The following is an 18,967-nucleotide window of genomic DNA, read 5'->3' as shown; positions in this document are numbered from 1 at the left end:
TATATGTTCTCATTTTTGCTCGAAGTCAAGATGGGCCATCGTGCGACCCGGAGCGGAGCGCCGGGACTGGGGTCAGGTGCGCCGGATCGGCAGAAGGGAATGAGAAATGGGATGTGCCAGTAAGCTCATCTTGCGGCGGCTTTAACCATCCTGCCGTTCTCCGGTGCAGCCAGGCTTGCTTCTGTGTCAGGATAGCACTGTTTCCCCGTTCTGGAGGTCAACATGAGCCGCAAGCCGTTCTTCATTCTCGCTACTCTCGGAATGTCCGCTGTCACGTTGACGGGCTGCGTCGAGGATGGCGGCTACGCGTCCTATTCCGCCCGTCCCGGCACCCTTTACCGCGAGCAGGTCGTGATCGAGCGCCACGATTATTACGTTGCGCCGAGGGTCGGCTATCATCACCGAAAAGCGCCTCCCCACGTCTATTATCCGGCGAGAGACCGGAGAAGCCCAAGATGCTTCGGGACAAATTGCTATGTCGGCGCAACCTACCGGGAAGATCCCTATTATCGGCTGGACTGACGATTGCAGTCATGGCGGCTGGAAGGGGCTCGGCGGAAAGCGCCGATCAAATGTCTTGATAATTCAAAGGAAGAAAACTGGTGCTGCTAGAGAGATTTGAACTCTCGGCCTCTCCCTTACCAAGGGAGTGCTCTACCCCTGAGCTATAGCAGCATCGTGCGGCGGATCGGTGTTGTCCGGCGCGAGCGAGGGCCTATTGCCATAGGTCGTTGCGGAGTGCAAGCCGCAAAACCGAAATTCGTTGCATGAACCGGGGAAAAGGCGGGTGGACTTTCGGAGGATCGGGTTTTGCGCTATTTCAGCACCATGCAAGATGACAACGATCAGACACGTGACAATGCCGCCCCCGAAGGGCGTGGCGGCCATCTGGAGCCGGGGCACGAAGCCGAGCGCCAGGCCGAGGCGCGCCGGCTCAGGGCGGCAAAGACCCTGCGCGACAATCTTTTGCGGCGAAAGCAGCAGGGGCGTGCGCGACGATCCGGTGCGGCGGATGAAACTTCCGGCCTGCCTGCCGTAAAAACGGACGAATCGGCGGAATAATCCGGCCTCGCGTCATCACGGGATCCGGGGGCGGATATCGTGTGGCGTAGATGTCTGTTTTCGCTGCGCCGGTCTTCCTATGTGGAGACGGATATGGCGGACGGATGCAAATTCTACCTCGCCCCGCCGGCGGTTTACCGTCACGGTTCAATTTGCTTCTCATTTCACGGCGCATCCTTTATGGAGGCGCCAATCTCTTCAAGACGGATTGTCACGAAAGGCGGGCGGCGCCCGTAAGGTACCCTATGGATCGCATCAGAATTACCGGCGGCAACGAGCTTCGCGGCATCATCCCGATTTCCGGCGCCAAGAATGCCGCCCTGCCGCTCATGATCGCCTCGCTTCTGACGGACGATACGCTGACGCTGGAAAACGTGCCGCATCTGGCCGACGTGGAGCAGCTGATCCGCATCCTCGGCAATCACGGCGCCGACATCTCCGTCAACGGCCGCCGCGAGCGCCAAGGGGAGAGCTATTCCCGTACGATCCATTTCACCTCGCGCAATATCGTCGATACGACCGCTCCTTACGAACTGGTCTCCAAGATGCGCGCCAGCTTCTGGGTCATCGGTCCGCTTCTGGCCCGTGAAGGCAAGGCGCGCGTCTCGCTGCCCGGCGGCTGCGCCATCGGCACGCGCCCGGTCGACCTGTTCATCGAAGGGCTGACGGCACTTGGCGCCAATATCGAGATCGACAGCGGCTATATCAATGCGACGGCGCCCAGGGGCGGCCTGATCGGCGCCCGCTATGTCTTTCCGAAGGTTTCGGTCGGCGCGACCCATGTGATGATGATGGCGGCAACGCTCGCCAACGGCACGACCGTGATCGGCAATGCCGCGCGCGAGCCGGAAGTCGTCGATCTCGCCAATTGCCTCAATGCCATGGGCGCCAAGATCACCGGCGCCGGCACCTCGACGGTCACCATCGAGGGCGTCACCTCGCTGTCGGGCGCGCGCCACCGCGTCCTGCCGGACCGCATCGAGACCGGCACCTATGCCATGGCCGTTGCCATGACCGGCGGCGATGTCGTGCTCGAAGGCACGAATGCGCGCCTGCTCGACACGGCGCTCGAAGCCATCCGCCGCGCCGGCGCCGAGATCACCGAGACCGAAACGGGGCTGCGCGTCGTGCGCAACGGCGGTGGCATCAAGCCGGTCGACGTCGTCACCGATCCTTTCCCGGGTTTCCCGACCGACCTGCAGGCGCAGTTCATGGGCCTGATGACCAAGTCGTCGGGCATTTCGCACATTACCGAAACGATCTTCGAAAACCGCTTCATGCATGTGCAGGAACTGGCCCGTCTCGGCGCCAAGATATCGCTGTCCGGCCAGACCGCCAAGATCGAGGGTGTCGAACGACTGAAGGGTGCGCCCGTCATGGCGACCGACCTGCGCGCCTCGGTGTCGCTGGTCATCGCCGGCCTGGTGGCGGAAGGCGATACGATGGTGTCGCGTGTCTATCATCTCGATCGCGGTTTCGAGCGACTGGAAGAAAAGCTCAATGCCTGCGGCGCACAGGTTGAACGCGTCAGCGATTGATCGCTGACCGGTCGTTGAGCACCTCGCGCTGTTGCGGATTCGATACCGGCGTCCTATGTCCTTGTCATCATGGCGGCCGCCTTGCGGTCGCAGACAGGCGCCTGGACAGGGGATTGACGGCATGGATAGTTTGAAGCTGATGGCGCTGGACGCCGAGGACCTCGGGATCGTGTCCGCCCATGTGCAGGACGCGGTGTTCAAGGTGTCGGGCCTTGCCTATGTGCCGCGCTCTCGGCAACTGTCTCTGGTGATCAATCGCTTCGTCTGGGAAACGGCGGAGGGACGTGGCAAGTCGTTCGAGCGCCGCCGCAGCCTGCTCCTGTTCAAGCGTGTCTCTGCGGTCCGCTCCATCGGCTTTAACCGCAAGGATGGTGAAGAGGTCCTGTCGCTGCTGTCGATCCAGTTCGAGCAGAACGGCGAGGGGCCAGATGGAACGGTGGAATTCGTGCTCTCGGGCGGCGCTTCGATCATGATCGATGTGGAATGTATCGAGGTTCAGCTTGCGGATACCGGCGGCGCATGGGAAACCGGCTTCAAGCCCCGCCATCCGGCCGGCTCCTGACTTCTGGCGCCCGAATTTCGACCGCTGGCTCTCAAGCCACGCGCGACTGCCGATTACCGATTGAGGATTCTTTCCCTTGGCCATTCGTCTGGACTATCTCACCCCCGGCTTTGAAGAGCAGTTCGCAGCCTTTCTGACGACCAAGCGGGAAGTATCCGAGGATGTGAACGCGGTCGTGCGGGCGATCATCGACGATGTCCGCACCCGTGGTGACGCGGCCCTTGCCGACTACACGAAGAAATTCGACGGTCTCGATTTCGCGGTGACCGGCATGGCGGTGACATCTGAGGAAATCGACGCGGCCATCAACCAGGTGCCAGCGGAAGTTCTGGGCGCGCTCAAGGTCGCCGCTGTCCGCATCGAGGCGCATCACACCCGCCAGCGGCCGAAGGACGATATCTACGAGGATTCGATGGGTGTCGGCCTCGGTTCCCGCTGGACGGCGATCGATGCCGTCGGCCTTTATGTGCCAGGCGGCACGGCAAGCTATCCGAGCTCGGTGTTGATGAACGCGCTGCCGGCCAGGGTGGCGGGCGTCGAGCGCATCGTCATGGTCGTGCCGGCCAATGGTGGTTCGATCAATCCGGCCGTTCTCGCCGCCGCGCGCATGGCGGGTGTCGAGGAAATCTACCGGATCGGCGGCGCCCAGGCGATCGCCGCACTTGCCTATGGCACCATCACCATCGCGCCGGTCGCCAAGATCATGGGACCCGGCAACGCCTATGTCGCGGCCGCCAAGCGGCAGGTGTTCGGAACCGTCGGCATCGACATGATCGCCGGCCCTTCGGAAGTCCTTGTTATCGCCGACCGTGACAACGATCCCGATTGGATCGCCGCCGATTTGCTCGCCCAGGCGGAACATGATGTCGGCGCCCAGTCGATCCTGATCACCGACGACGCGTCGTTTGCCGCCGCCGTCGAAGCCGCCGTCGAGCGCCAGTTGCGCACGCTTCCCAGAGGCGACACCGCCCGCGCCAGCTGGCGTGATTTCGGCGCGGTCATTCTCGTGCCTGATCTTGAGGTGGCGGTGCCGCTCGCAAATCGCATCGCCGCCGAACATCTGGAGCTGGCGCTTGCCGATGCCGATGCGATGATCCCGAAAATCCGCAATGCCGGCGCCATCTTCGTCGGCCGCCATACGCCGGAAGTGATCGGCGACTATGTCGGCGGCTCGAACCACGTCCTGCCGACGGCGAGGTCGGCCCGGTTCTCCTCCGGCCTCGGCGTGCTCGATTACATGAAGCGCACCTCGATCCTGCGGCTCGGCGTCGACCAGTTGCGTGACCTTGGGCCTGCGGCGATCGCGCTTGCCCGATCCGAGGGGCTGGAGGCGCATGCGCGCTCGGTCGCCATCCGGCTCAATCTCGGGGATGAGGGATGACAGCCACGGCCAGCCACCGCCTCTGCGATGTCGTGCTGGATGAAACCATCGGCCGCTCGACGCCCGATGTCGAACATGAACGCGCCGTGGCGATCTTCGACCTGATCGAGGAAAACGCCTTCGAGCCCGCGGGCCATCCGGGCGGCCCCTACCGGCTGAACCTGTCGCTGATCAATTCCAGGCTGGTCTTTGCCATCACGCTGGAAAACGGTGACGCCGTCGCCACCCATATCCTGTCGCTGACGCCGTTCCGGCGGATCGTGAAGGATTATTTCATGATTTGCGAAAGCTATTACGAGGCGATCCGCTCCTCGACGCCCAGCCAGATCGAGGCCATCGACATGGGTCGGCGCGGCATTCACAACGAAGGCTCGCAGACGCTGATGGATCGGCTGTCGGGCAAGATCAAGCTGGATTTCGATACGGCGCGGCGTCTCTTCACGCTGGTCTGCGTGCTCTACTGGCGGGGCTGAGCGTGACGATCGCCGCTTCGCCCCTGATAGAGCAGCGCAGCGCGAAATCGCCGGCCTCGGTGCTGTTCATGTGCGGCATGAATGCGATCCGGTCGCCGATGGCGGAAGTGCTGGCGAAGGCCATGCTGCCGGCCGGCACCTATGTCGCTTCTGCCGGTGTGCGGCCGGGCGAGCGCGATCCCTTCGTCGACGTGGTCTTGGAGGAGATCGGGCTGACGGTTGGGCGACATCAGCCGCACACGCTGGACGAACTGGAGGACGATTATTTCGATCTCATCGTGACGCTGGCGCCGGAAGCGCATCACGCAGCGCTTGAATTGACGCGCTCGATGGCGATCGATGTCCTATACTGGCCGACACCGGACCCGACGGTCGCCACCGGCACGCGCGAACAGATCGTTTCGGCCTATCGCGACGTTCGAAATCACCTGGCGACGCTGATCAGGCATCGTTTGCTTGGACAAATGCCCGAGAAGATGGCATAGCGCCTTCACAAAATCGGAAAAGAAGATCGCTGCTGTTCACAAAACCGCGGCGATTGTGTAGTTTCCGCCAAATTTTTTAAAGGGCGCGTCCGCGTCCGCATCGAAGCACAGAAAGACATATCCTACATGGCGAAAGAAGAAGTCCTCGAATTCCCGGGCGTCGTTACCGAATTGCTTCCCAACGCAACCTTCCGCGTGAAGCTTGAAAACGAACATGAGATCATTGCCCACACGGCAGGCCGCATGCGCAAGAATCGTATCCGCGTTCTCGCCGGCGACAAGGTGCTTGTCGAAATGACGCCCTACGACCTCACCAAGGGCCGTATCACCTATCGCTTCAAGTAAGCATCGCGGCATCTGCCGCAAGTTTCCGAAAAGACGGCTTGGTTGCGATGGTATTGACACAGAAGCTGATCCTGGCCTCCGGTTCGCCGCGGCGTGTCGAATTGCTCGCGCAGGCGGGCATCGAACCCGCGCGCCTGATGCCGATGGATCTCGACGAGACCCCGAAGCGCACCGAGCATCCGCGCTCGCTCGCCTGGCGCCTGTCGGCGGAAAAGGCCCGCGCGGCACTCGCCGCCATCAAGGGCGAACCGGTCTGGGAAGGCAGCTATATCCTCGCTGCCGACACCGTCGTCTCCGTCGGCCGCCGTATCCTGGGCAAGCCCGAACTGGTCAGCGAGGCCTCGAGCGCGCTCCATCTCCTCTCGGGCCGCAGTCACCGCGTCTATACCGGCGTCTGCCTGATCACGCCTGACCGTACGGTGCGCCAGAAGGTCATCGATACCAAAGTCAGGTTCAAGCGGCTTTCCAGCCACGATATCGACAGCTATCTCGCGTCGGGCCAGTGGCGCGGCAAGGCCGGCGCCTACGGCATCCAGGGTATTGCCGGCAGTTTCGTGGTCAAGCTGGTTGGTTCCTATACCAACGTCGTCGGCCTGCCGCTGTACGAGACAGTCAGCTTGCTGTCGGGCGAGGGCTACGACGTGCACGGCAACTGGGCGAAAGGCTGAGGCCATGGGTTCCGAAGGCAACAAGGCGACAACCAATATCGCGCCCCTGCGCAAGGCCGTGGCATGTCCGGAATGCAAGCGCTCGTCGCACCGCGACCATTATCCCTTCTGTTCGGACCGCTGCCGCAATGTCGATCTGAACCGCTGGCTGACCGGCTCCTATGCTATCCCGGTTGCTGACGACGAGTCAAAGGCCGGCGACGAGGAGTAACCGCCTGAAATTTCGGCGGATATCCATTATTTTTCAGATATTTGCATCCACTGACATTTTCCTGTCGAAAAATCGTCATTTGGTGCTGGACACCGCCGAACAAGATGTTATAACCCCGCTCGCTTCCGGGGCGCAACCAACCGCCCCATGGTTCTTCAAGCGGAACCACTGCTGACAAGCAGGGATGCCCGGATAGCTCAGTTGGTAGAGCAGCGGATTGAAAATCCGCGTGTCGGTGGTTCAAATCCGCCTCCGGGCACCATATCATGTTCTTTCAGCCTTTGGCCTTCCGGTTTTAATCCGTTCTTATTGAGCACCGCGAGTGCGTGTTCGATAGCGTTTTTTCGCGGTGGTCCCAAATCCCACACCTCTGCGATGACGTGATTATGACGCACGCCTTTCAAAGCGTGCTTTCAATGCGAATATGCTGCGCCGCCGGGGTCGGCCATGACCGGGACCAGCATGATAGTCATTCATGCAACTTTCACTTGACTATCGTCGGAAAATATCTCTGAATACATCCTATGGATGTAGACGCGTAAGGCTTTTACTTTTCTTGCCGGCGATGTGCCCGGAAGATATCGAGTTCGCGCCAGTCTCTTCCTGGAGTCCAATGAAGGGGGGATGCGATGGACTGGTATGCGCATAGCGGAACGGAAGGGGATACTCGAGACTGGCAGGGGCTGAGGGACCACCTTGTGGCCGTGGCCAAGCTCGCGGCGGAAATGGCCCGGCCTTTCGGTCTGGAGCGCGCCGCCTTTGTCGCCGGGCTTTTTCATGATCTCGGAAAGTACAATCCCGACTTTCAGCGGATACTTGCGGGCGCGAATGTCCGTGTAGATCATTCCACGGCCGGAGCCCAGATTTTGAAACAATTGGCGACAGGGCCGGATGCCGCCGTCGCCGAATTGATCGCTTATGCGATCCTGGGACACCATGCGGGCCTGCCGGACCGGTCGAACGACACGGATGGCTGTTTCAACATCCGGATGGAGCGTCCCGTGGCACTGGATTCCGTCTGGCAGGATGAACTGCATCCGGATGTCTCCGGCCTCGTGCCCGCGATGATGCGAAACCTTCCGGCTGACAGGAGCGAGCGCGACTTTGCCCTGTCCTTCATGGGGCGGATGATTTTTTCCTGCCTGGTGGACGCGGATTTCAAGGACACAGAAGGGTTCTATATCTCGCTTGGAAAGACAAAAGCGGATCGCGCATGGACGCCGCTTGCCGACCTGCTCGACGATTTCCTGGCGCGATTCGACGCACATATCGCCCGCTTCGGTAAGGCGGAGGGTGATCTCAACCGCCTGCGCTCCGATATTCTCCGGAGCGTGCGCGGCGGCGCCGACCAACAGCCCGGTCTTTTTACGCTGACCGTGCCGACCGGCGGCGGCAAGACTCTGGCCTCTCTTGGTTTCGCGCTCGATCACGCCAGGCGCCACGGACATCGCCGGATCATCTACGCGATCCCGTTCACGGAGGCGTGGATCGAAACGAACAGGCCGCAAATCTCGTCGGTCGCCATCGTGTCGCCTCCCTCGCGGAGGCGTGGATCGAAACGATGAAGGCCCGTTCATCGGTTTCAAGGGCCGGGTCGCCTCCCTCGCGGAGGCGTGGATCGAAACCAGCGAAACAGGCTGCGCGTCGAGACCGTGGGGAGGTCGCCTCCTCGTGGAGGTGCGGATCGAAACTGTCCGAACGTTGGCAAGAATGGCGAAAGAACCCGCAGGTCCTGACGGCGGTCAATCCGGATTTATCCGATGTCGCGGAGGCGGGAGATGAATAGCGGCGCGCTCTGGTCTGATCGGTTTGCGGAGAGGGCTGTCGGACATAACCTAATTCTTCCCCCGCCAGCCACTCCTTCCAGCGGAAATAGAGGGTTGCCCCGATCCTGGCGAAGGGCGTGGGCATGAGTTTCTTGGGTTGCGCTTCTGCGAGGAAATGGGCGGGGATTTTCGATGCGTGGTTCATCGCCAGATCGGCCGCCGCTATGCCCGTCAGCGTGCTTCGAACGGTGCCGAGACCATTGTCGGCGCAGGCGGAGAACAGGCCGGGCTCGAGCTCGCGCATGACGGCGACACCGTTCCAGGTGAGGCAGAGGTGACCGGCCCAGCTCTATTCCATCGGCACGTTGGCAATTGTCGGGAAACGATCGGCGAACTTGCGGCGATGCGTTTTTGGAAGCGCGTTCGACGGCTGCCTGCGAGGTCACCATGCCCGGACTGTAGCTGGCACAGGTTCGGGTAACGATGCGGTTGCCGCCCTGCGCGGTGTCGATGCGGCGCATGGTCGTGCCCATCGGGTCCGAAGGGGTGATGCCCCAGCGGGATGGTCCGCCGAGCCGTGACAGCGCGTTCTTGTGCAGTTCAATGGTCATCGACGCATAAAGGAAGACATGCATCAGCCGGCGGCGGGCAAAGCCGAAACTTTTGAGATCGCCGTTGTTGGCGAGGATCACCTTCGCGGCACAGATCCGCCCTTTCGGCGTTATGAGCGTCCAGTCAGGGCCGGTCTTTTCCAGCACACTGACCGGTGATGCTCGTAGATGCCGGGTCGATCGCATAATCCTCCACCGCACCGCGGGCAAAGGAAATGGCCGAACAGTTTAGGGAGATCAACGTCCGGTTGGCGGCCAGCCCTATGCCGGCATAGTCGTCCAGTCGCACATCCTTGCCAACCGCAGGCGCCCGCGCAGAGGTTAAAATTGCGCGGGCAATGACATCGAAGCCGTGATTTATTTCGTAAGTGGATCCAGCGGCTGGCGCCCCACATGATGGACGGGATTGTCCAATCCGCCGGATTCGACCGGGGCTTCGTTCTTCGCCGATTGGCCGGAGCGTGCCGGCGGCACGTCCTCGGATGTCACTTTGGCAGCGTCCGTCACGGGAACCGGTTCGAGATCCATCTCCGGCGGACCCGGTAAATCTGATGACAGGGTGGCGATATTTTCACCACCGATTTCTTCCTCTGCCCGGCGCCAATGATCGGCGTGGCGTCCATCGGGGCTACCTTCCGATTGCCATAATGAATAGGCGCGGTCGCGAATCTGGTCTTCTCTATCCATCGGATATCTCCTTGTTTCGCGAGCAACTTGGATAGACGCCGATTGTTCCAAAGGCATGAAACAATGGCAATGCATCCTTTTGCCCCCTTCCGCGTTAGTTTCGCGTCAACGAAGAGGAAATGACCATGATGCACGGTGGCAGCAAGACGATCGGCGGCAGGAATGCGACGAGACATGACAATGAACTGGAGGATTATTTTGCCGAGCTCCAGGAGCAGCAACCAGAATTGCGGACAAATGCTCCGCTTTCCCATGCGGCCGACCACTCGGAAGAACTGCGCCGGTTGACGGCCTATGTCGCCTATTTAAAGCAGAAAATTTCGGAACTGCCGCAATCGTTCGATCAGGCACGCCATACAACATGGCCTTCCGCGTCACGGCGCTCGCTGGGGATTGGTGTTGCTGGATGCCTGATTGCCGGCCTGTCCGTCGGCTTGATGGCACATCTCGTCGCCGCACGTCGGTAGAGCCGCGCTGCCTTCGGGATTAATTGGCGGGCACCAGCATGTCGGCTTCGGCTGCCGCGGCAACGAAAGCATCTCGCACGCCGGCGCAGGGAATGCGTTCTCCCAACGCTGCCATGCAGAGCGTCTTGGCTTTCAGATATTCTTCGCCCCCGGTATCCGGCCAACGTTGCGCCAGGCAATTGAGCGCCTGAAGCGGGCCGCTGATTTTCTCGGGCTGGCCATATCCCAACCTGATCTCCACTGGTTCGGACCACATGACATCGGCGCAACGCTCGGCTTTCTGAATGATCATTTCCAACTCCTCCCAAAAGCGACGGGATTAACTCCCGAGCACTATTTTTGTTCCAAAGCCAACTGAGAGCCGTATCCAAGGCCGTCATGATTGGAAGGTGCCGGCATTCGGATGCGGCCACCCGGAACTTTCATCGCTCCACAGGGTTCCGATGCGAGGAGCCGACCATGGATGACGATATTTTGACGATTGCACTGGCAAATCTGATCTTTGGTGCGCTGGCGCTAACGGTCGGCTACCTCTACACGCTGCCACGCGAGCATCCGATGACGCCATCTGCGGCCATCATTCTGGCGACAGGTGAGCCATGACGGCACGAACACGTTGTTTCTGATGCTGGTCGGTATCTTCGCCCCGTCGCTGCTTTTGATCCATAACGCGTACTATAAACCGGATGCGCGGCCTTCAGCCGTGAACATTCACCAATGATGTCGAGGAAGCGACATGGTGGTCGATCCGGATGCGCTACCGCATGCATGAAAGGAGTTCTCCATGCCTCTCACGGCAATTGCATTCAATAGTACCCTCAAGTCTTCGGCTTCAGACGAAGCATCCTCGACGGCAAGGCTGCTTCAACTCATTGTCGAGGAGTTGAAGCAATACGGCGTTGAAACCGAGATCATCCGGCTTGCCGATCACGATATCAAGCCCGGCGTATCATCCGATGAAGGCGAGGGGGATGCCTGGCCGGAGATCCGCGCGAAAATCCTGAACGCCGATATCCTGCTGGTCGGCACGCCGATCTGGCTCGGTCAGCCGTCGAGTGTCTGCAAGCGGGCGCTGGAACGGATGGATGCATTCCTCGACGAAACGGACGACCAAGGCCGCATGGTTTCCTATGGCAAGGTCGCGGCCGTCGCCGTGGTCGGCAATGAAGACGGGGCTCATCATGTTTCGGCGGAGGTGTTTCAGGCGCTGAACGATGTCGGCTTCACTCTTCCTGCCAATGCTGTTGCCTACTGGGTCGGCGAAGCCATGGGATCGACGAATTTCGTCGATCTGGAAAAGACGCCAAAGGTTGTCGAGACGATGATTTCCATGCTGGCCCGCAACACCGCGCATCTCGCCGGGCTTCTGAAAAAGGCGCAATATCCCGGCGAAGAGGGGTAGCCGTGGCAGCGGTGCCTGGCGATCGCGAGGGACCCGTCATCGCTACGGCCGCATGGTCGATCCCGAAAACGGTGACCGATCGCTTTCCGGACGAAGGAAGCGGCCTTTCTCGTTATGCTGCCGTTTTCAGGGGCGTGGAGGTCAACTCGACCTTTTACCGGCGGCATCGGCCGACGACCTTCGAGCGCTGGGCAGCTGCCGTTCCGGACGACTTCCGCTTCGCCGTCAAGCTGCCGCGTGACATCACTCATGTTCTTCGGTTGAAGCACATAGACGAGGCGCTGCTTCTGTTCCTCGGCGATATCGCGCCGTTGCGCGAAAAGCTCGGCCCGCTTCTGTGTCAACTGCCACCGAGCCTGCCTTTCCATGAGGACGAGGCGAAGGCCGCTCTTGCCGCGATGCGGCTCGCGCATGCCGGACCGATCGTCATCGAGGTTCGCCACGGAAGCTGGGCGTCAGACAGGGCCTTGTCCTTGCTTGAGCATCACAATATCGGCCGGGTGCTCGCCGATCCCGCTCTGGTCTGGACGGCGGCCGACTTCATCAAGCCGCCCAGCTATATGCGCCTGCATGGCAGTCCGAAGGTGTACCATTCGAGCTATGCGGATGAGCAGATCCGTTCTTTTCTCGGCATTCTCGGGCCGGATAGCTGGTGCGTATTCGACAATACGGCGTCGGGCGCCGCCATTGAAAATGCCTTGACGATGCGCGATCTTTCGTCTGTCGCAACCTGATGTAAGCGATTGCTTTCAATTCGGCGATGCCGACGAAACGGTCACGTTCGTCAGGAGCTTCTCCAGATCCTCGAAAGCCACCGGCTTGGTGAGGTGCTGATCGAAGCCGGCCTCCGACGCCTTGGCCTTGTCGCGGCTCTGGCCCCAGCCGGTCTGCGCGAAAATCGGCGTATCCTTGAAAAGCTCTTCCTGGCGAAAAGCGCGGCAAACCTCGTAGCCATCCATGCCGGGCAACCCGATATCGAGCAGGATGACGTCGGGCCGATAATGCCTGGCGGCCTGCAGAGCCTTGTGTCCATCATGGGCGAGCTCGAATTCATGGCCCATTTCTTCCAGCATCATGCCAAGCATAAAGGCGAGATCGGTGTTGTCATCAACGACCAGAACCTTGAGCGGCTTTGCCGAGGCGGCGGGAGCGGAAGCTGACGGCTGCTCGACGTCCGTCGCTGGTTCCGGTGTCGAGGCCAGCGGTAGCCGGATGCGGAAGACACTGCCGCTGCCCATGCCGGCGCTGTCGGCCTCGACGGTGCCGCCATGCAACGCAACGAGCTGCCGAACCAGCGCGAGGCCGATACCGAGACCGCCTTGCGCCCGGTCCAGATGGTCATCGACCTGCGTGAAGAGTTGAAACACTTGCGAGCGCATCTGGGCGGGAATCCCGATGCCATTGTCGGAGACGGCGATGACGGCCTCGTCGCCATCGGTCTGCACGGAAACGCCGATCCGCCCGCCCGCCGGCGTGTATTTCGCGGCGTTATTCAGAAGATTGGCGATAACCTGCGAAAGGCGGGTATGGTCGGCATCGAGCCAGAGCCGTTCCTGTGGCATATCGACGGTCAGCAAATGCCCTGACTGGTCGATCAGCGGGCGGCTGGCCTCGATGGCCGATCGTACCGCACCCTCGACGTCGATCCTATCCTTGCGAAGCTCGATCTTTCCCTGACTGACGCGCGAAACATCGAGCAGATCGTCGATCAGCCGGACCAGATGCACCAGTTGGCGGTCCATCATGTCGCGGATCTCGGCGCTGCCTTCGCCATCGGGATCGCGGCGCAGGATATCGAGGCCATGGCGCAGCGGCGCCAGCGGATTGCGCAATTCGTGCGCAAGGGTCGCCAGGAATTCATCTTTGCGGCGGTCGGCTTCCTTCAGCGCCTGTGCCTGCGCTTCGAGTTCGTCACGCTGGCCGGCGATCTGCTGGCGCTGCCGGTAAAGGTCGAAGAACACGTCGGCCTTGCTGCGCAGGATGTCGGGCTCGATCGGCTTCTGGATGAAATCCACCGCGCCGGCCTCATAACCGCGAAAACGGCGTTGTACATCAGCCGTGCCAGCTGTCACGAAGATGATCGGCACGCGTCGCGTTCGCTCGTTGCCGCGCATGAGTTCGGCAAGCTCGAAACCGTTCAGGCCCGGCATCTGCACATCGATCAGCGCCAGCGCCACCTCGTTTTCCAGCAGGAGTTCGAGCGCCTGGTCTCCCGAGCGGGCTTTCAGGAGATTAAGACCATCCCGGCGCAGCAGGGCCTCGAGAGACAGAAGGTTTTCCTCCAGATCATCGACGAGAAGAAAGGAAACGGGGCTCATCCGGATCAGACCTTTTGCAAAAATGAGAGGATCGCGTCGAGCGATAGAATTTCGGCGGTCGGGCACATCGCGATTGCGGCCTCGGGCATGGCGGAGGCAAAGGCGCTTTCCGGCGTCTGGACGATCGCCATTCCGCCGGCCTCGACAACAGCGCGCAGACCGGCGGCGCCATCCTGATTGGCGCCTGTCAGCACGATGCCGACGAGATCGGCACCATAGGCATCGGCGGCACTTTCGAAGAGGACGTCGATCGACGGGCGCGAAAACAGGACGGTCTCGTCGCTCGACAGCGCCAAGGTGCCGTTGCCTTCGACCAGCAGGTGATAGTCTGGTGGTGCGAAATAAGCCGTGCCGCCGCAGATCGGTTCCTTGTCCTCGGGCTCGACGACGTTGATCCGGCACTTTGCCCGGAACAGGTCGGCAAGCACGCTCCGCTTGTCCGGAGGAATATGGACGACGATCATCACAGGCAGGTCAAAGCCGGTGGGCAGGCCGGGCAGGATGGCGGTCAGAGCCTCCAGCGCGCCGGCGGAGGCGCCGATGACGATCGCCTGCGGGCGGGCCTCGCTCATCTGTCCGTCCTCTGGTAGATTTTCTCCTCCCGCACGAAATCCGTGAAGGATGCGGCATGGGCGGAAAACCGCATGGTCTCCTTGGCGCCCAGCCCCAGATAGCCTTTCCGTGTCAGGGAATGCTTGAACAGGCCGATGGCGCGATCCTGCAGCGGCCGGTCGAAATAGATCAGCACGTTGCGGCAGGAGATCAGATGCATCTCGCCAAACACAGCGTCGGTCACCAGGCTGTGGTCGGAAAAGACGACATGGTCGCGCAGCGTCTTGTCGAAGGACGCCCGGCCGTAAGCGGCGCTGTAATAGTCCGACAGGGACGACTTTCCGCCGGATCGCCGGTGGTTCTCGGTAAACAGCTGGATGCGGTCGAGATTGTAAATCCCGGCTTCGGCCGTGCGCAACGCATCCTGGTTGATGTCGGTGGCATAGAACAGAGTCCGGTCCTCAAGGCCTTCCTCGCGGAACAGGATGACCAGCGAATAAAGCTCCTCGCCGCCGCTGCATCCCGCGACCCAGACCTTGAGCGACGGATAGGTCCGCAGATGCGGGATCACCCTTTCACGAATGGCCTGGAAATAGCTGGGATCGCGAAACATCTCGCTGACCTGCACGGTCAGATATCCAAGCAGGCGGGGCAGCATGGCCGGATCGTGCAGCACGCTTTCCTGCATGGCGGATATTGTTGCAAACCCCAGCTGCTCACGGGCCTGCCTGAGCCGCCGCTTGATGGAGGCCATGGCATAATTGCGGAAGTCGTAGTGATAGCGAACATATAGCGCTTCCAGCAAAAGCCGGATTTCGATGTCCTCGATCTTATCGGGCGCGGACAACTCGGTCACCGGGGCATCCAGACACGTACGAGCGACAGGAGCTTTTCGACGTCCAGCGGCTTGGCCATGTAGTCGTTGGCACCGGCGTCGATGCAGCGCTGCTGGTCGTCGGGCATGGCCTTGGCGGTCAGCGCGATGATCGGCAGTTTTTTCCAGCCGGAATTGCGGCGGATTTCGCGGGTGGCGGTAAGGCCGTCCATCACCGGCATCATCACGTCCATCAGAACCAGATCGATAGCGCTGCCCTGTCCGCTGCTTGCCTTTTCCAGCTTGTCCAACGCTTCCTGTCCGTTACGGGCGATCTCGATGATGGCGCCGCGCGGCTCCAGGATATTGGTGAGGGCATAGACGTTTCTGACGTCATCCTCGACCACGAGGATGCGCCGTCCTTCGAGAAGAGCATCGCGGTTTCTGGCCTTGCGGATCATCTTCTGCTGCTCGTCAGGCAGTTCGGAAACCACCTGGTGCAGGAAGAGCGTGACTTCGTCGAGCAGTCGCTCTGGCGATTTCGCCCCCTTGATGATGATCGACTTGGAATAGCGGCGCAGCTGCTGTTCGTCATCGGCAGAGAGGACGCGGCCGGTATAGACGATGACCGGCGGGAAGGCATAGGCGCTTTCCTGGCTAAGTGTTTCCAACAGCGAATAGCCGGACGCATCGGGCAGGGAGAGATCCAGCACCATGCAGTCGAACGTCTGTTCCTTGAGAAGCCGCAGGCATTCGGCGGCCGTTCCCGCGACGACGGTTTCGACGTCGTGCGAGGTCAGGAGCTTGGCGACGGCTTCGCGCTGGACCTCGTTGTCCTCGACGATCAGGACGCGATGAACGCGCTGCGACAGCTTGGCTTCGAGCTTTTCAAGCGCACCAACCAGCTGTTCGCGCTGCACCGGCTTTTGCAGATAGCCGACCGCACCAAGCGAGAACGCGGTTTCGGTGTGATCATTGGCCGATACGATATGAATCGGTATGTGGCGGGTGCGGACATCGCGCTTCAGGCGGTCCAGTACCGAAAGGCCCGATTGGTCGGGAAGGCCGACGTCGAGGACGATGGCATTCGGCATGAATTGTTTTGCGAGATCGAGTGCCTCCTGCGCGGTTCCGGCAACCAGCGTACGGAAACCCATTTCGCGGGACAGGTCACGCAGGATGGCTGAGAATGTCTCGTCGTCCTCGATGACGAGGAGGACACGTTTGTCGTCCGGCGGCGCGGCGCGGTCGTCCTCCACGACAGAGTGACGATCGGCTGCCAGGCCACGATGCTCCACAGGGTTCGGAGCGGAGGTTGGGCCCGCCGACGTGTCAGCGGCTTCGCGCGGCGCGACAGTTGTCGGATCGTAGGATTCCGGAATGGTGACCGTGAAGGTACTGCCCTCACCGGGCCGGCTTTTCAGGTTGATGGCGCCGCCCAGCAGGCGGACGAGTTCGCGCGAGATCGACAGGCCAAGCCCGGTACCGCCATATTTCCGGCTAATGGTGCCGTCGGCCTGATGGAAGGCCTCGAAGATGCTGCGCTGCTGGTCTTCCGCGATGCCGATACCGCTATCCTTGACCGCCAGTGCGATCTTGCCATCGGCGGCACGCCGGATGGAAAGGCCGACCTTTCCGGCAGCGGTGAATTTGAAAGCGTTCGACAGGAGGTTCTTCAGCACCTGTTCCAGCCGTTGCACGTCCGTCTGGATGATGGCGGGACATTCCGGGGACACCTCCACCTCGAAGGCAAGGCCCTTGTTTTGCGCGATCGGATCGAAAAGCTGGCGCAGGTTGTTGGTGAACCGCTCGATCGACACCGGCTCCGGACGGATGTCGATATGGCCGGCCTCGATCTTGGAAAGATCGAGAATGTCGTTGATCAGGTTCAGCAGGTCGTTGCCGGACGACTGGATGGTCTGGGCATATTTCACCTGTTCCGCCGAGAGGTTGTCGTCGGGGTTATCGGCGAGCAGCTTGGCAAGGATGAGCGAGGAATTGAGCGGCGTTCGCAGTTCGTGCGACATGTTGGCCAGGAAGTCGGACTTGTATTGGCTCGCCTGTTCCAGTTCCCGCGCCTTGAGCTGGACCGTCGCGTTGGCGCGCTCCAGATCGTCGCGTTGGCCTTCCAGTTGTTGCGTCTGCTCTTCCAATTGCGAGTTCGTCTGCTCCAGTTCGACCTGCTGCTGCTCCAGCCGCGCCTGTGATTCCTTCAAGGCGCGGCTCTGCTCTTCCAGCTCTTCGTTGGAAACGCGAAGCTCCTCGCTCTGCACCTGCAGCTCTTCCGACTGCCGCTGTGTTTCCGCGACAAGGTTCTGCAGTTCCACGCGATAATTGGCGGAGCGGACAGCCGTCGCGATCGATGCGGAGGCCTGTTCGAGCAGCGCGAGCACGCTCTCGTCGACCGGACGCAGGAAGCCGAGCTCGATCACTGCATTGACGTCGCCATCGACGCTGCCGGGCGAAATGACCAGATGCCGCGGCTTGTCGCGCCCAAGCGCCGAACCGAAGGAGAGATATCCTTCGGGGACTTCGCCGACAATCATCGGCCGCGCTTCGGCTGCCGCCTGGCCGAGCAGGCCTTCTTTCGCGTTGAAGCGCGCGGGAATGGCAGCACCTGCGGGTACGCCATAGGTCGAGGCACGGCGATAGGCCTTGTCGTCGGAAACGAAGAATGCGCCGGCGACCGCGCCGGCATATTTTGCCAGGAAGGCAAGAACATTGTCGCCAAGCACCTCGGTGCGCTGATCACCCATGATGACGGCGCTGAGGCCCACATGGCCGGCCTGCAGCCATTCCTCGCGACGGCGGGCGAGCGTTGCCCGGCGGATCAGCACGCCGATGGAGATCGTCAGGAGAATGCCGAGAAAACCGGCAAGCACGCTGCTGGCGAGCGCCGTGTTGTAGGCGCTGGTCATTTCGGCAATGCGCTGCAGCCGCAGTGCGAGCTCTTCCTTGCCCATCACACCCAACTGCGCGCGGATCGCATCCATCGCAGTCTTGCCGCGATCGGAATTGACCACCGCAAGCGCTGCCTCGACGCCTTGGCTGCGGCGAAGTTCGATGGTCTCTTTCAGCTCCGCGAGCTTGGCCTCCACATGCGCCCGCAGAGTGGGAATCCTGCGCTGCTGCGCCGGATTGTCCTTGGTCAGTTCGGCGATTTCGATGAGTTTCTGCGGGATCGCGGTGAGCGCCGCATGGTAGGGGTCGAGATAACGCGCATTATTGGCGAGCAGATAGCCGCGCTGCCCCGTCTCTGCATCCTGGGTGCTGGAGAGCAGTTCATTCAGTGCGACGATCACCTCGTGGGAGTGTATTACCTTCTCATTGTTTTCCCGCAGGCTGTGCAGATTGAAATAGGCGAGCGTCCCGCTGAGCACGAAGAAGGCGATGGCGCCCGCAAGGCTGAAGGCAACGACTGGATCGAGACCCAACTTTCGCTTGGAAGTGTCGGGCGTTACGCTTTGCGTCATGAATGCTCTCGTCATGAAATGAATGATGGCCAAGAAATTTATATCATCGTGCCTATTCCACTTGCCACCGCAATCCGAATACGCTCGCGCGATGTAGCGCGTCGCCAGCCGGTTTCAAGCAGCCGATGACATGGCTTGATATAATAAAAACA

The 18,967-nt window shown here is 61.1% G+C and carries 22 protein-coding genes and 2 tRNA genes; 16 read left to right on the top strand and 8 right to left on the bottom strand.

Annotated elements, in window-relative coordinates; all coding sequences use genetic code 11:
- Window positions 1-222 precede the first annotated feature (222 nt).
- Entirely contained in the window at window positions 223-522 is a 300-nt protein-coding gene (locus ACST81_RS20820; protein WP_438750284.1) for a hypothetical protein, read from the top strand.
- A 78-nt stretch (window positions 523-600) separates the two neighbouring features.
- Here the strand turns inward: ACST81_RS20820 and ACST81_RS20815 are convergent.
- Window positions 601-675 (bottom strand) — tRNA-Thr (locus tag ACST81_RS20815).
- 135 nt (window positions 676-810) lie between these two features.
- Here ACST81_RS20815 and ACST81_RS20810 point away from each other — a divergent pair.
- The 11 genes from ACST81_RS20810 (at window position 811) to ACST81_RS20760 (ending at window position 8,290) form a co-directional block, all read left to right on the top strand.
- Complete coding sequence (locus tag ACST81_RS20810) at window positions 811-1,062, top strand: hypothetical protein (protein WP_438750283.1); 252 nt, start codon at window positions 811-813, stop codon at window positions 1,060-1,062.
- 245 nt (window positions 1,063-1,307) lie between these two features.
- Window positions 1,308-2,600 carry a UDP-N-acetylglucosamine 1-carboxyvinyltransferase gene (gene murA / locus ACST81_RS20805; protein WP_438750282.1) on the top strand — a complete coding sequence of 431 codons (1,293 nt, stop codon included), beginning with the start codon at window positions 1,308-1,310 and terminating at the stop codon, window positions 2,598-2,600.
- A 121-nt stretch (window positions 2,601-2,721) separates the two neighbouring features.
- Window positions 2,722-3,162, top strand: a complete 441-nt coding sequence (locus ACST81_RS20800) for a DUF2948 family protein (RefSeq protein ID WP_438750281.1) — start codon at window positions 2,722-2,724, stop codon at window positions 3,160-3,162.
- 76 nt (window positions 3,163-3,238) lie between these two features.
- Window positions 3,239-4,543 carry a histidinol dehydrogenase gene (gene hisD, locus ACST81_RS20795; protein ID WP_438750280.1) on the top strand — a complete coding sequence of 435 codons (1,305 nt, stop codon included), beginning with the start codon at window positions 3,239-3,241 and terminating at the stop codon, window positions 4,541-4,543.
- Window positions 4,540-5,016, top strand: coding sequence for a UPF0262 family protein (locus ACST81_RS20790; protein ID WP_438750279.1), 477 nt, complete (start codon window positions 4,540-4,542; stop codon window positions 5,014-5,016). The genes hisD and ACST81_RS20790 overlap by 4 nt, the downstream gene beginning before the upstream one ends.
- A 68-nt stretch (window positions 5,017-5,084) precedes the next feature.
- Window positions 5,085-5,501, top strand: coding sequence for a low molecular weight phosphatase family protein (locus ACST81_RS20785; RefSeq protein ID WP_438753732.1), 417 nt, complete (start codon window positions 5,085-5,087; stop codon window positions 5,499-5,501).
- 126 nt (window positions 5,502-5,627) lie between these two features.
- Window positions 5,628-5,846, top strand: coding sequence for a translation initiation factor IF-1 (gene infA / locus ACST81_RS20780; RefSeq protein ID WP_004435948.1), 219 nt, complete (start codon window positions 5,628-5,630; stop codon window positions 5,844-5,846).
- Between the two features lie 47 nt (window positions 5,847-5,893).
- Window positions 5,894-6,514, top strand: coding sequence for a Maf-like protein (locus ACST81_RS20775; RefSeq protein WP_438750277.1), 621 nt, complete (start codon window positions 5,894-5,896; stop codon window positions 6,512-6,514).
- A gap of 4 nt (window positions 6,515-6,518) precedes the next feature.
- Window positions 6,519-6,725, top strand: coding sequence for a DNA gyrase inhibitor YacG (yacG, locus tag ACST81_RS20770; protein ID WP_438750275.1), 207 nt, complete (start codon window positions 6,519-6,521; stop codon window positions 6,723-6,725).
- A gap of 186 nt (window positions 6,726-6,911) precedes the next feature.
- Window positions 6,912-6,987: transfer RNA gene (locus tag ACST81_RS20765), tRNA-Phe, on the top strand.
- A 367-nt stretch (window positions 6,988-7,354) separates the two neighbouring features.
- A complete protein-coding gene (locus ACST81_RS20760) occupies window positions 7,355-8,290 on the top strand; it encodes a CRISPR-associated endonuclease Cas3'' (RefSeq protein WP_438750274.1) in 936 nt (311 codons plus the stop codon).
- 188 nt (window positions 8,291-8,478) lie between these two features.
- Here ACST81_RS20760 and ACST81_RS20755 read toward each other — a convergent pair whose 3' ends face one another.
- Both ACST81_RS20755 and ACST81_RS20750 read right to left on the bottom strand, forming a co-directional pair.
- Entirely contained in the window at window positions 8,479-9,249 is a 771-nt protein-coding gene (locus ACST81_RS20755) for a hypothetical protein (protein ID WP_438750272.1), read from the bottom strand.
- 210 nt (window positions 9,250-9,459) lie between these two features.
- Window positions 9,460-9,789, bottom strand: coding sequence for a DUF2934 domain-containing protein (locus ACST81_RS20750; protein WP_438750270.1), 330 nt, complete (start codon window positions 9,787-9,789; stop codon window positions 9,460-9,462).
- Window positions 9,790-9,914: 125 nt separating this feature from the next.
- Here ACST81_RS20750 and ACST81_RS20745 point away from each other — a divergent pair, with 125 nt between their 5' ends.
- Window positions 9,915-10,256, top strand: a complete 342-nt coding sequence (locus tag ACST81_RS20745) for a hypothetical protein (RefSeq protein WP_438750269.1) — start codon at window positions 9,915-9,917, stop codon at window positions 10,254-10,256.
- A gap of 19 nt (window positions 10,257-10,275) precedes the next feature.
- Here the strand turns inward: ACST81_RS20745 and ACST81_RS20740 are convergent, their stop codons facing one another.
- Window positions 10,276-10,548, bottom strand: a complete 273-nt coding sequence (locus tag ACST81_RS20740; RefSeq protein ID WP_438750268.1) for a DUF982 domain-containing protein — start codon at window positions 10,546-10,548, stop codon at window positions 10,276-10,278.
- Between the two features lie 167 nt (window positions 10,549-10,715).
- Here ACST81_RS20740 and ACST81_RS20735 point away from each other — a divergent pair, with 167 nt between their 5' ends.
- From ACST81_RS20735 to ACST81_RS20725, 3 genes are all read left to right on the top strand, one after another.
- On the top strand, window positions 10,716-10,859 hold the full coding sequence (locus tag ACST81_RS20735; protein WP_438750266.1) for a hypothetical protein: 144 nt from the start codon (window positions 10,716-10,718) through the stop codon (window positions 10,857-10,859).
- Window positions 10,860-11,040: 181 nt separating this feature from the next.
- Entirely contained in the window at window positions 11,041-11,658 is a 618-nt protein-coding gene (locus tag ACST81_RS20730) for a flavodoxin family protein (RefSeq protein WP_438750265.1), read from the top strand.
- Between the two features lie 2 nt (window positions 11,659-11,660).
- Window positions 11,661-12,392 carry a DUF72 domain-containing protein gene (locus ACST81_RS20725; protein WP_438750264.1) on the top strand — a complete coding sequence of 244 codons (732 nt, stop codon included), beginning with the start codon at window positions 11,661-11,663 and terminating at the stop codon, window positions 12,390-12,392.
- A 15-nt stretch (window positions 12,393-12,407) separates the two neighbouring features.
- Here ACST81_RS20725 and ACST81_RS20720 read toward each other — a convergent pair whose 3' ends face one another.
- Genes ACST81_RS20720 through ACST81_RS20705 form a run of 4 tightly spaced genes read right to left on the bottom strand, consistent with a single transcriptional unit; the run spans window position 12,408 to window position 18,815 of the window.
- A complete protein-coding gene (locus ACST81_RS20720; protein ID WP_438750263.1) occupies window positions 12,408-13,976 on the bottom strand; it encodes a response regulator in 1,569 nt (522 codons plus the stop codon).
- A 5-nt stretch (window positions 13,977-13,981) separates the two neighbouring features.
- Complete coding sequence (locus ACST81_RS20715) at window positions 13,982-14,548, bottom strand: chemotaxis protein CheB (RefSeq protein ID WP_438750262.1); 567 nt, start codon at window positions 14,546-14,548, stop codon at window positions 13,982-13,984.
- Entirely contained in the window at window positions 14,545-15,384 is an 840-nt protein-coding gene (locus ACST81_RS20710; RefSeq protein ID WP_438750261.1) for a CheR family methyltransferase, read from the bottom strand. The genes ACST81_RS20715 and ACST81_RS20710 overlap by 4 nt, the downstream gene beginning before the upstream one ends.
- On the bottom strand, window positions 15,381-18,815 hold the full coding sequence (locus ACST81_RS20705) for a response regulator (protein ID WP_438750260.1): 3,435 nt from the start codon (window positions 18,813-18,815) through the stop codon (window positions 15,381-15,383). Before ACST81_RS20705 ends, ACST81_RS20710 begins: the two co-directional genes overlap by 4 nt.
- Window positions 18,816-18,967 lie beyond the last annotated feature (152 nt).

Origin of the sequence: Pararhizobium sp. O133, from assembly GCF_051669845.1 — a bacterium.
In the GTDB taxonomy this organism is placed as follows: domain Bacteria; phylum Pseudomonadota; class Alphaproteobacteria; order Rhizobiales; family Rhizobiaceae; genus Pararhizobium.
The sequence above is the reverse complement of the archived record's forward strand: the minus strand, read 5'-3'. Positions and strand labels throughout refer to the sequence as shown.

What these genes read in the sequence shown, in the direction of transcription:
- ACST81_RS20715 (WP_438750262.1), bottom strand. Translation starts at nt 14,548, where the DNA reads ATGAGCGAGGCCCGCCCGCAGGCGATCGTCATCGGCGCCTCCGCCGGC.
- murA (WP_438750282.1), top strand. Translation starts at nt 1,308, where the DNA reads ATGGATCGCATCAGAATTACCGGCGGCAACGAGCTTCGCGGCATCATC.
- ACST81_RS20720 (WP_438750263.1), bottom strand. Translation starts at nt 13,976, where the DNA reads ATGAGCCCCGTTTCCTTTCTTCTCGTCGATGATCTGGAGGAAAACCTT.
- ACST81_RS20820 (WP_438750284.1), top strand. Translation starts at nt 223, where the DNA reads ATGAGCCGCAAGCCGTTCTTCATTCTCGCTACTCTCGGAATGTCCGCT.
- ACST81_RS20785 (WP_438753732.1), top strand. Translation starts at nt 5,085, where the DNA reads ATGTGCGGCATGAATGCGATCCGGTCGCCGATGGCGGAAGTGCTGGCG.
- ACST81_RS20745 (WP_438750269.1), top strand. Translation starts at nt 9,915, where the DNA reads ATGATGCACGGTGGCAGCAAGACGATCGGCGGCAGGAATGCGACGAGA.
- ACST81_RS20705 (WP_438750260.1), bottom strand. Translation starts at nt 18,815, where the DNA reads ATGACGCAAAGCGTAACGCCCGACACTTCCAAGCGAAAGTTGGGTCTC.
- infA (WP_004435948.1), top strand. Translation starts at nt 5,628, where the DNA reads ATGGCGAAAGAAGAAGTCCTCGAATTCCCGGGCGTCGTTACCGAATTG.
- ACST81_RS20750 (WP_438750270.1), bottom strand. Translation starts at nt 9,789, where the DNA reads ATGGATAGAGAAGACCAGATTCGCGACCGCGCCTATTCATTATGGCAA.
- ACST81_RS20735 (WP_438750266.1), top strand. Translation starts at nt 10,716, where the DNA reads ATGGATGACGATATTTTGACGATTGCACTGGCAAATCTGATCTTTGGT.
- ACST81_RS20730 (WP_438750265.1), top strand. Translation starts at nt 11,041, where the DNA reads ATGCCTCTCACGGCAATTGCATTCAATAGTACCCTCAAGTCTTCGGCT.
- ACST81_RS20790 (WP_438750279.1), top strand. Translation starts at nt 4,540, where the DNA reads ATGACAGCCACGGCCAGCCACCGCCTCTGCGATGTCGTGCTGGATGAA.
- ACST81_RS20775 (WP_438750277.1), top strand. Translation starts at nt 5,894, where the DNA reads ATGGTATTGACACAGAAGCTGATCCTGGCCTCCGGTTCGCCGCGGCGT.
- ACST81_RS20800 (WP_438750281.1), top strand. Translation starts at nt 2,722, where the DNA reads ATGGATAGTTTGAAGCTGATGGCGCTGGACGCCGAGGACCTCGGGATC.
- ACST81_RS20760 (WP_438750274.1), top strand. Translation starts at nt 7,355, where the DNA reads ATGGACTGGTATGCGCATAGCGGAACGGAAGGGGATACTCGAGACTGG.
- yacG (WP_438750275.1), top strand. Translation starts at nt 6,519, where the DNA reads ATGGGTTCCGAAGGCAACAAGGCGACAACCAATATCGCGCCCCTGCGC.
- ACST81_RS20740 (WP_438750268.1), bottom strand. Translation starts at nt 10,548, where the DNA reads ATGATCATTCAGAAAGCCGAGCGTTGCGCCGATGTCATGTGGTCCGAA.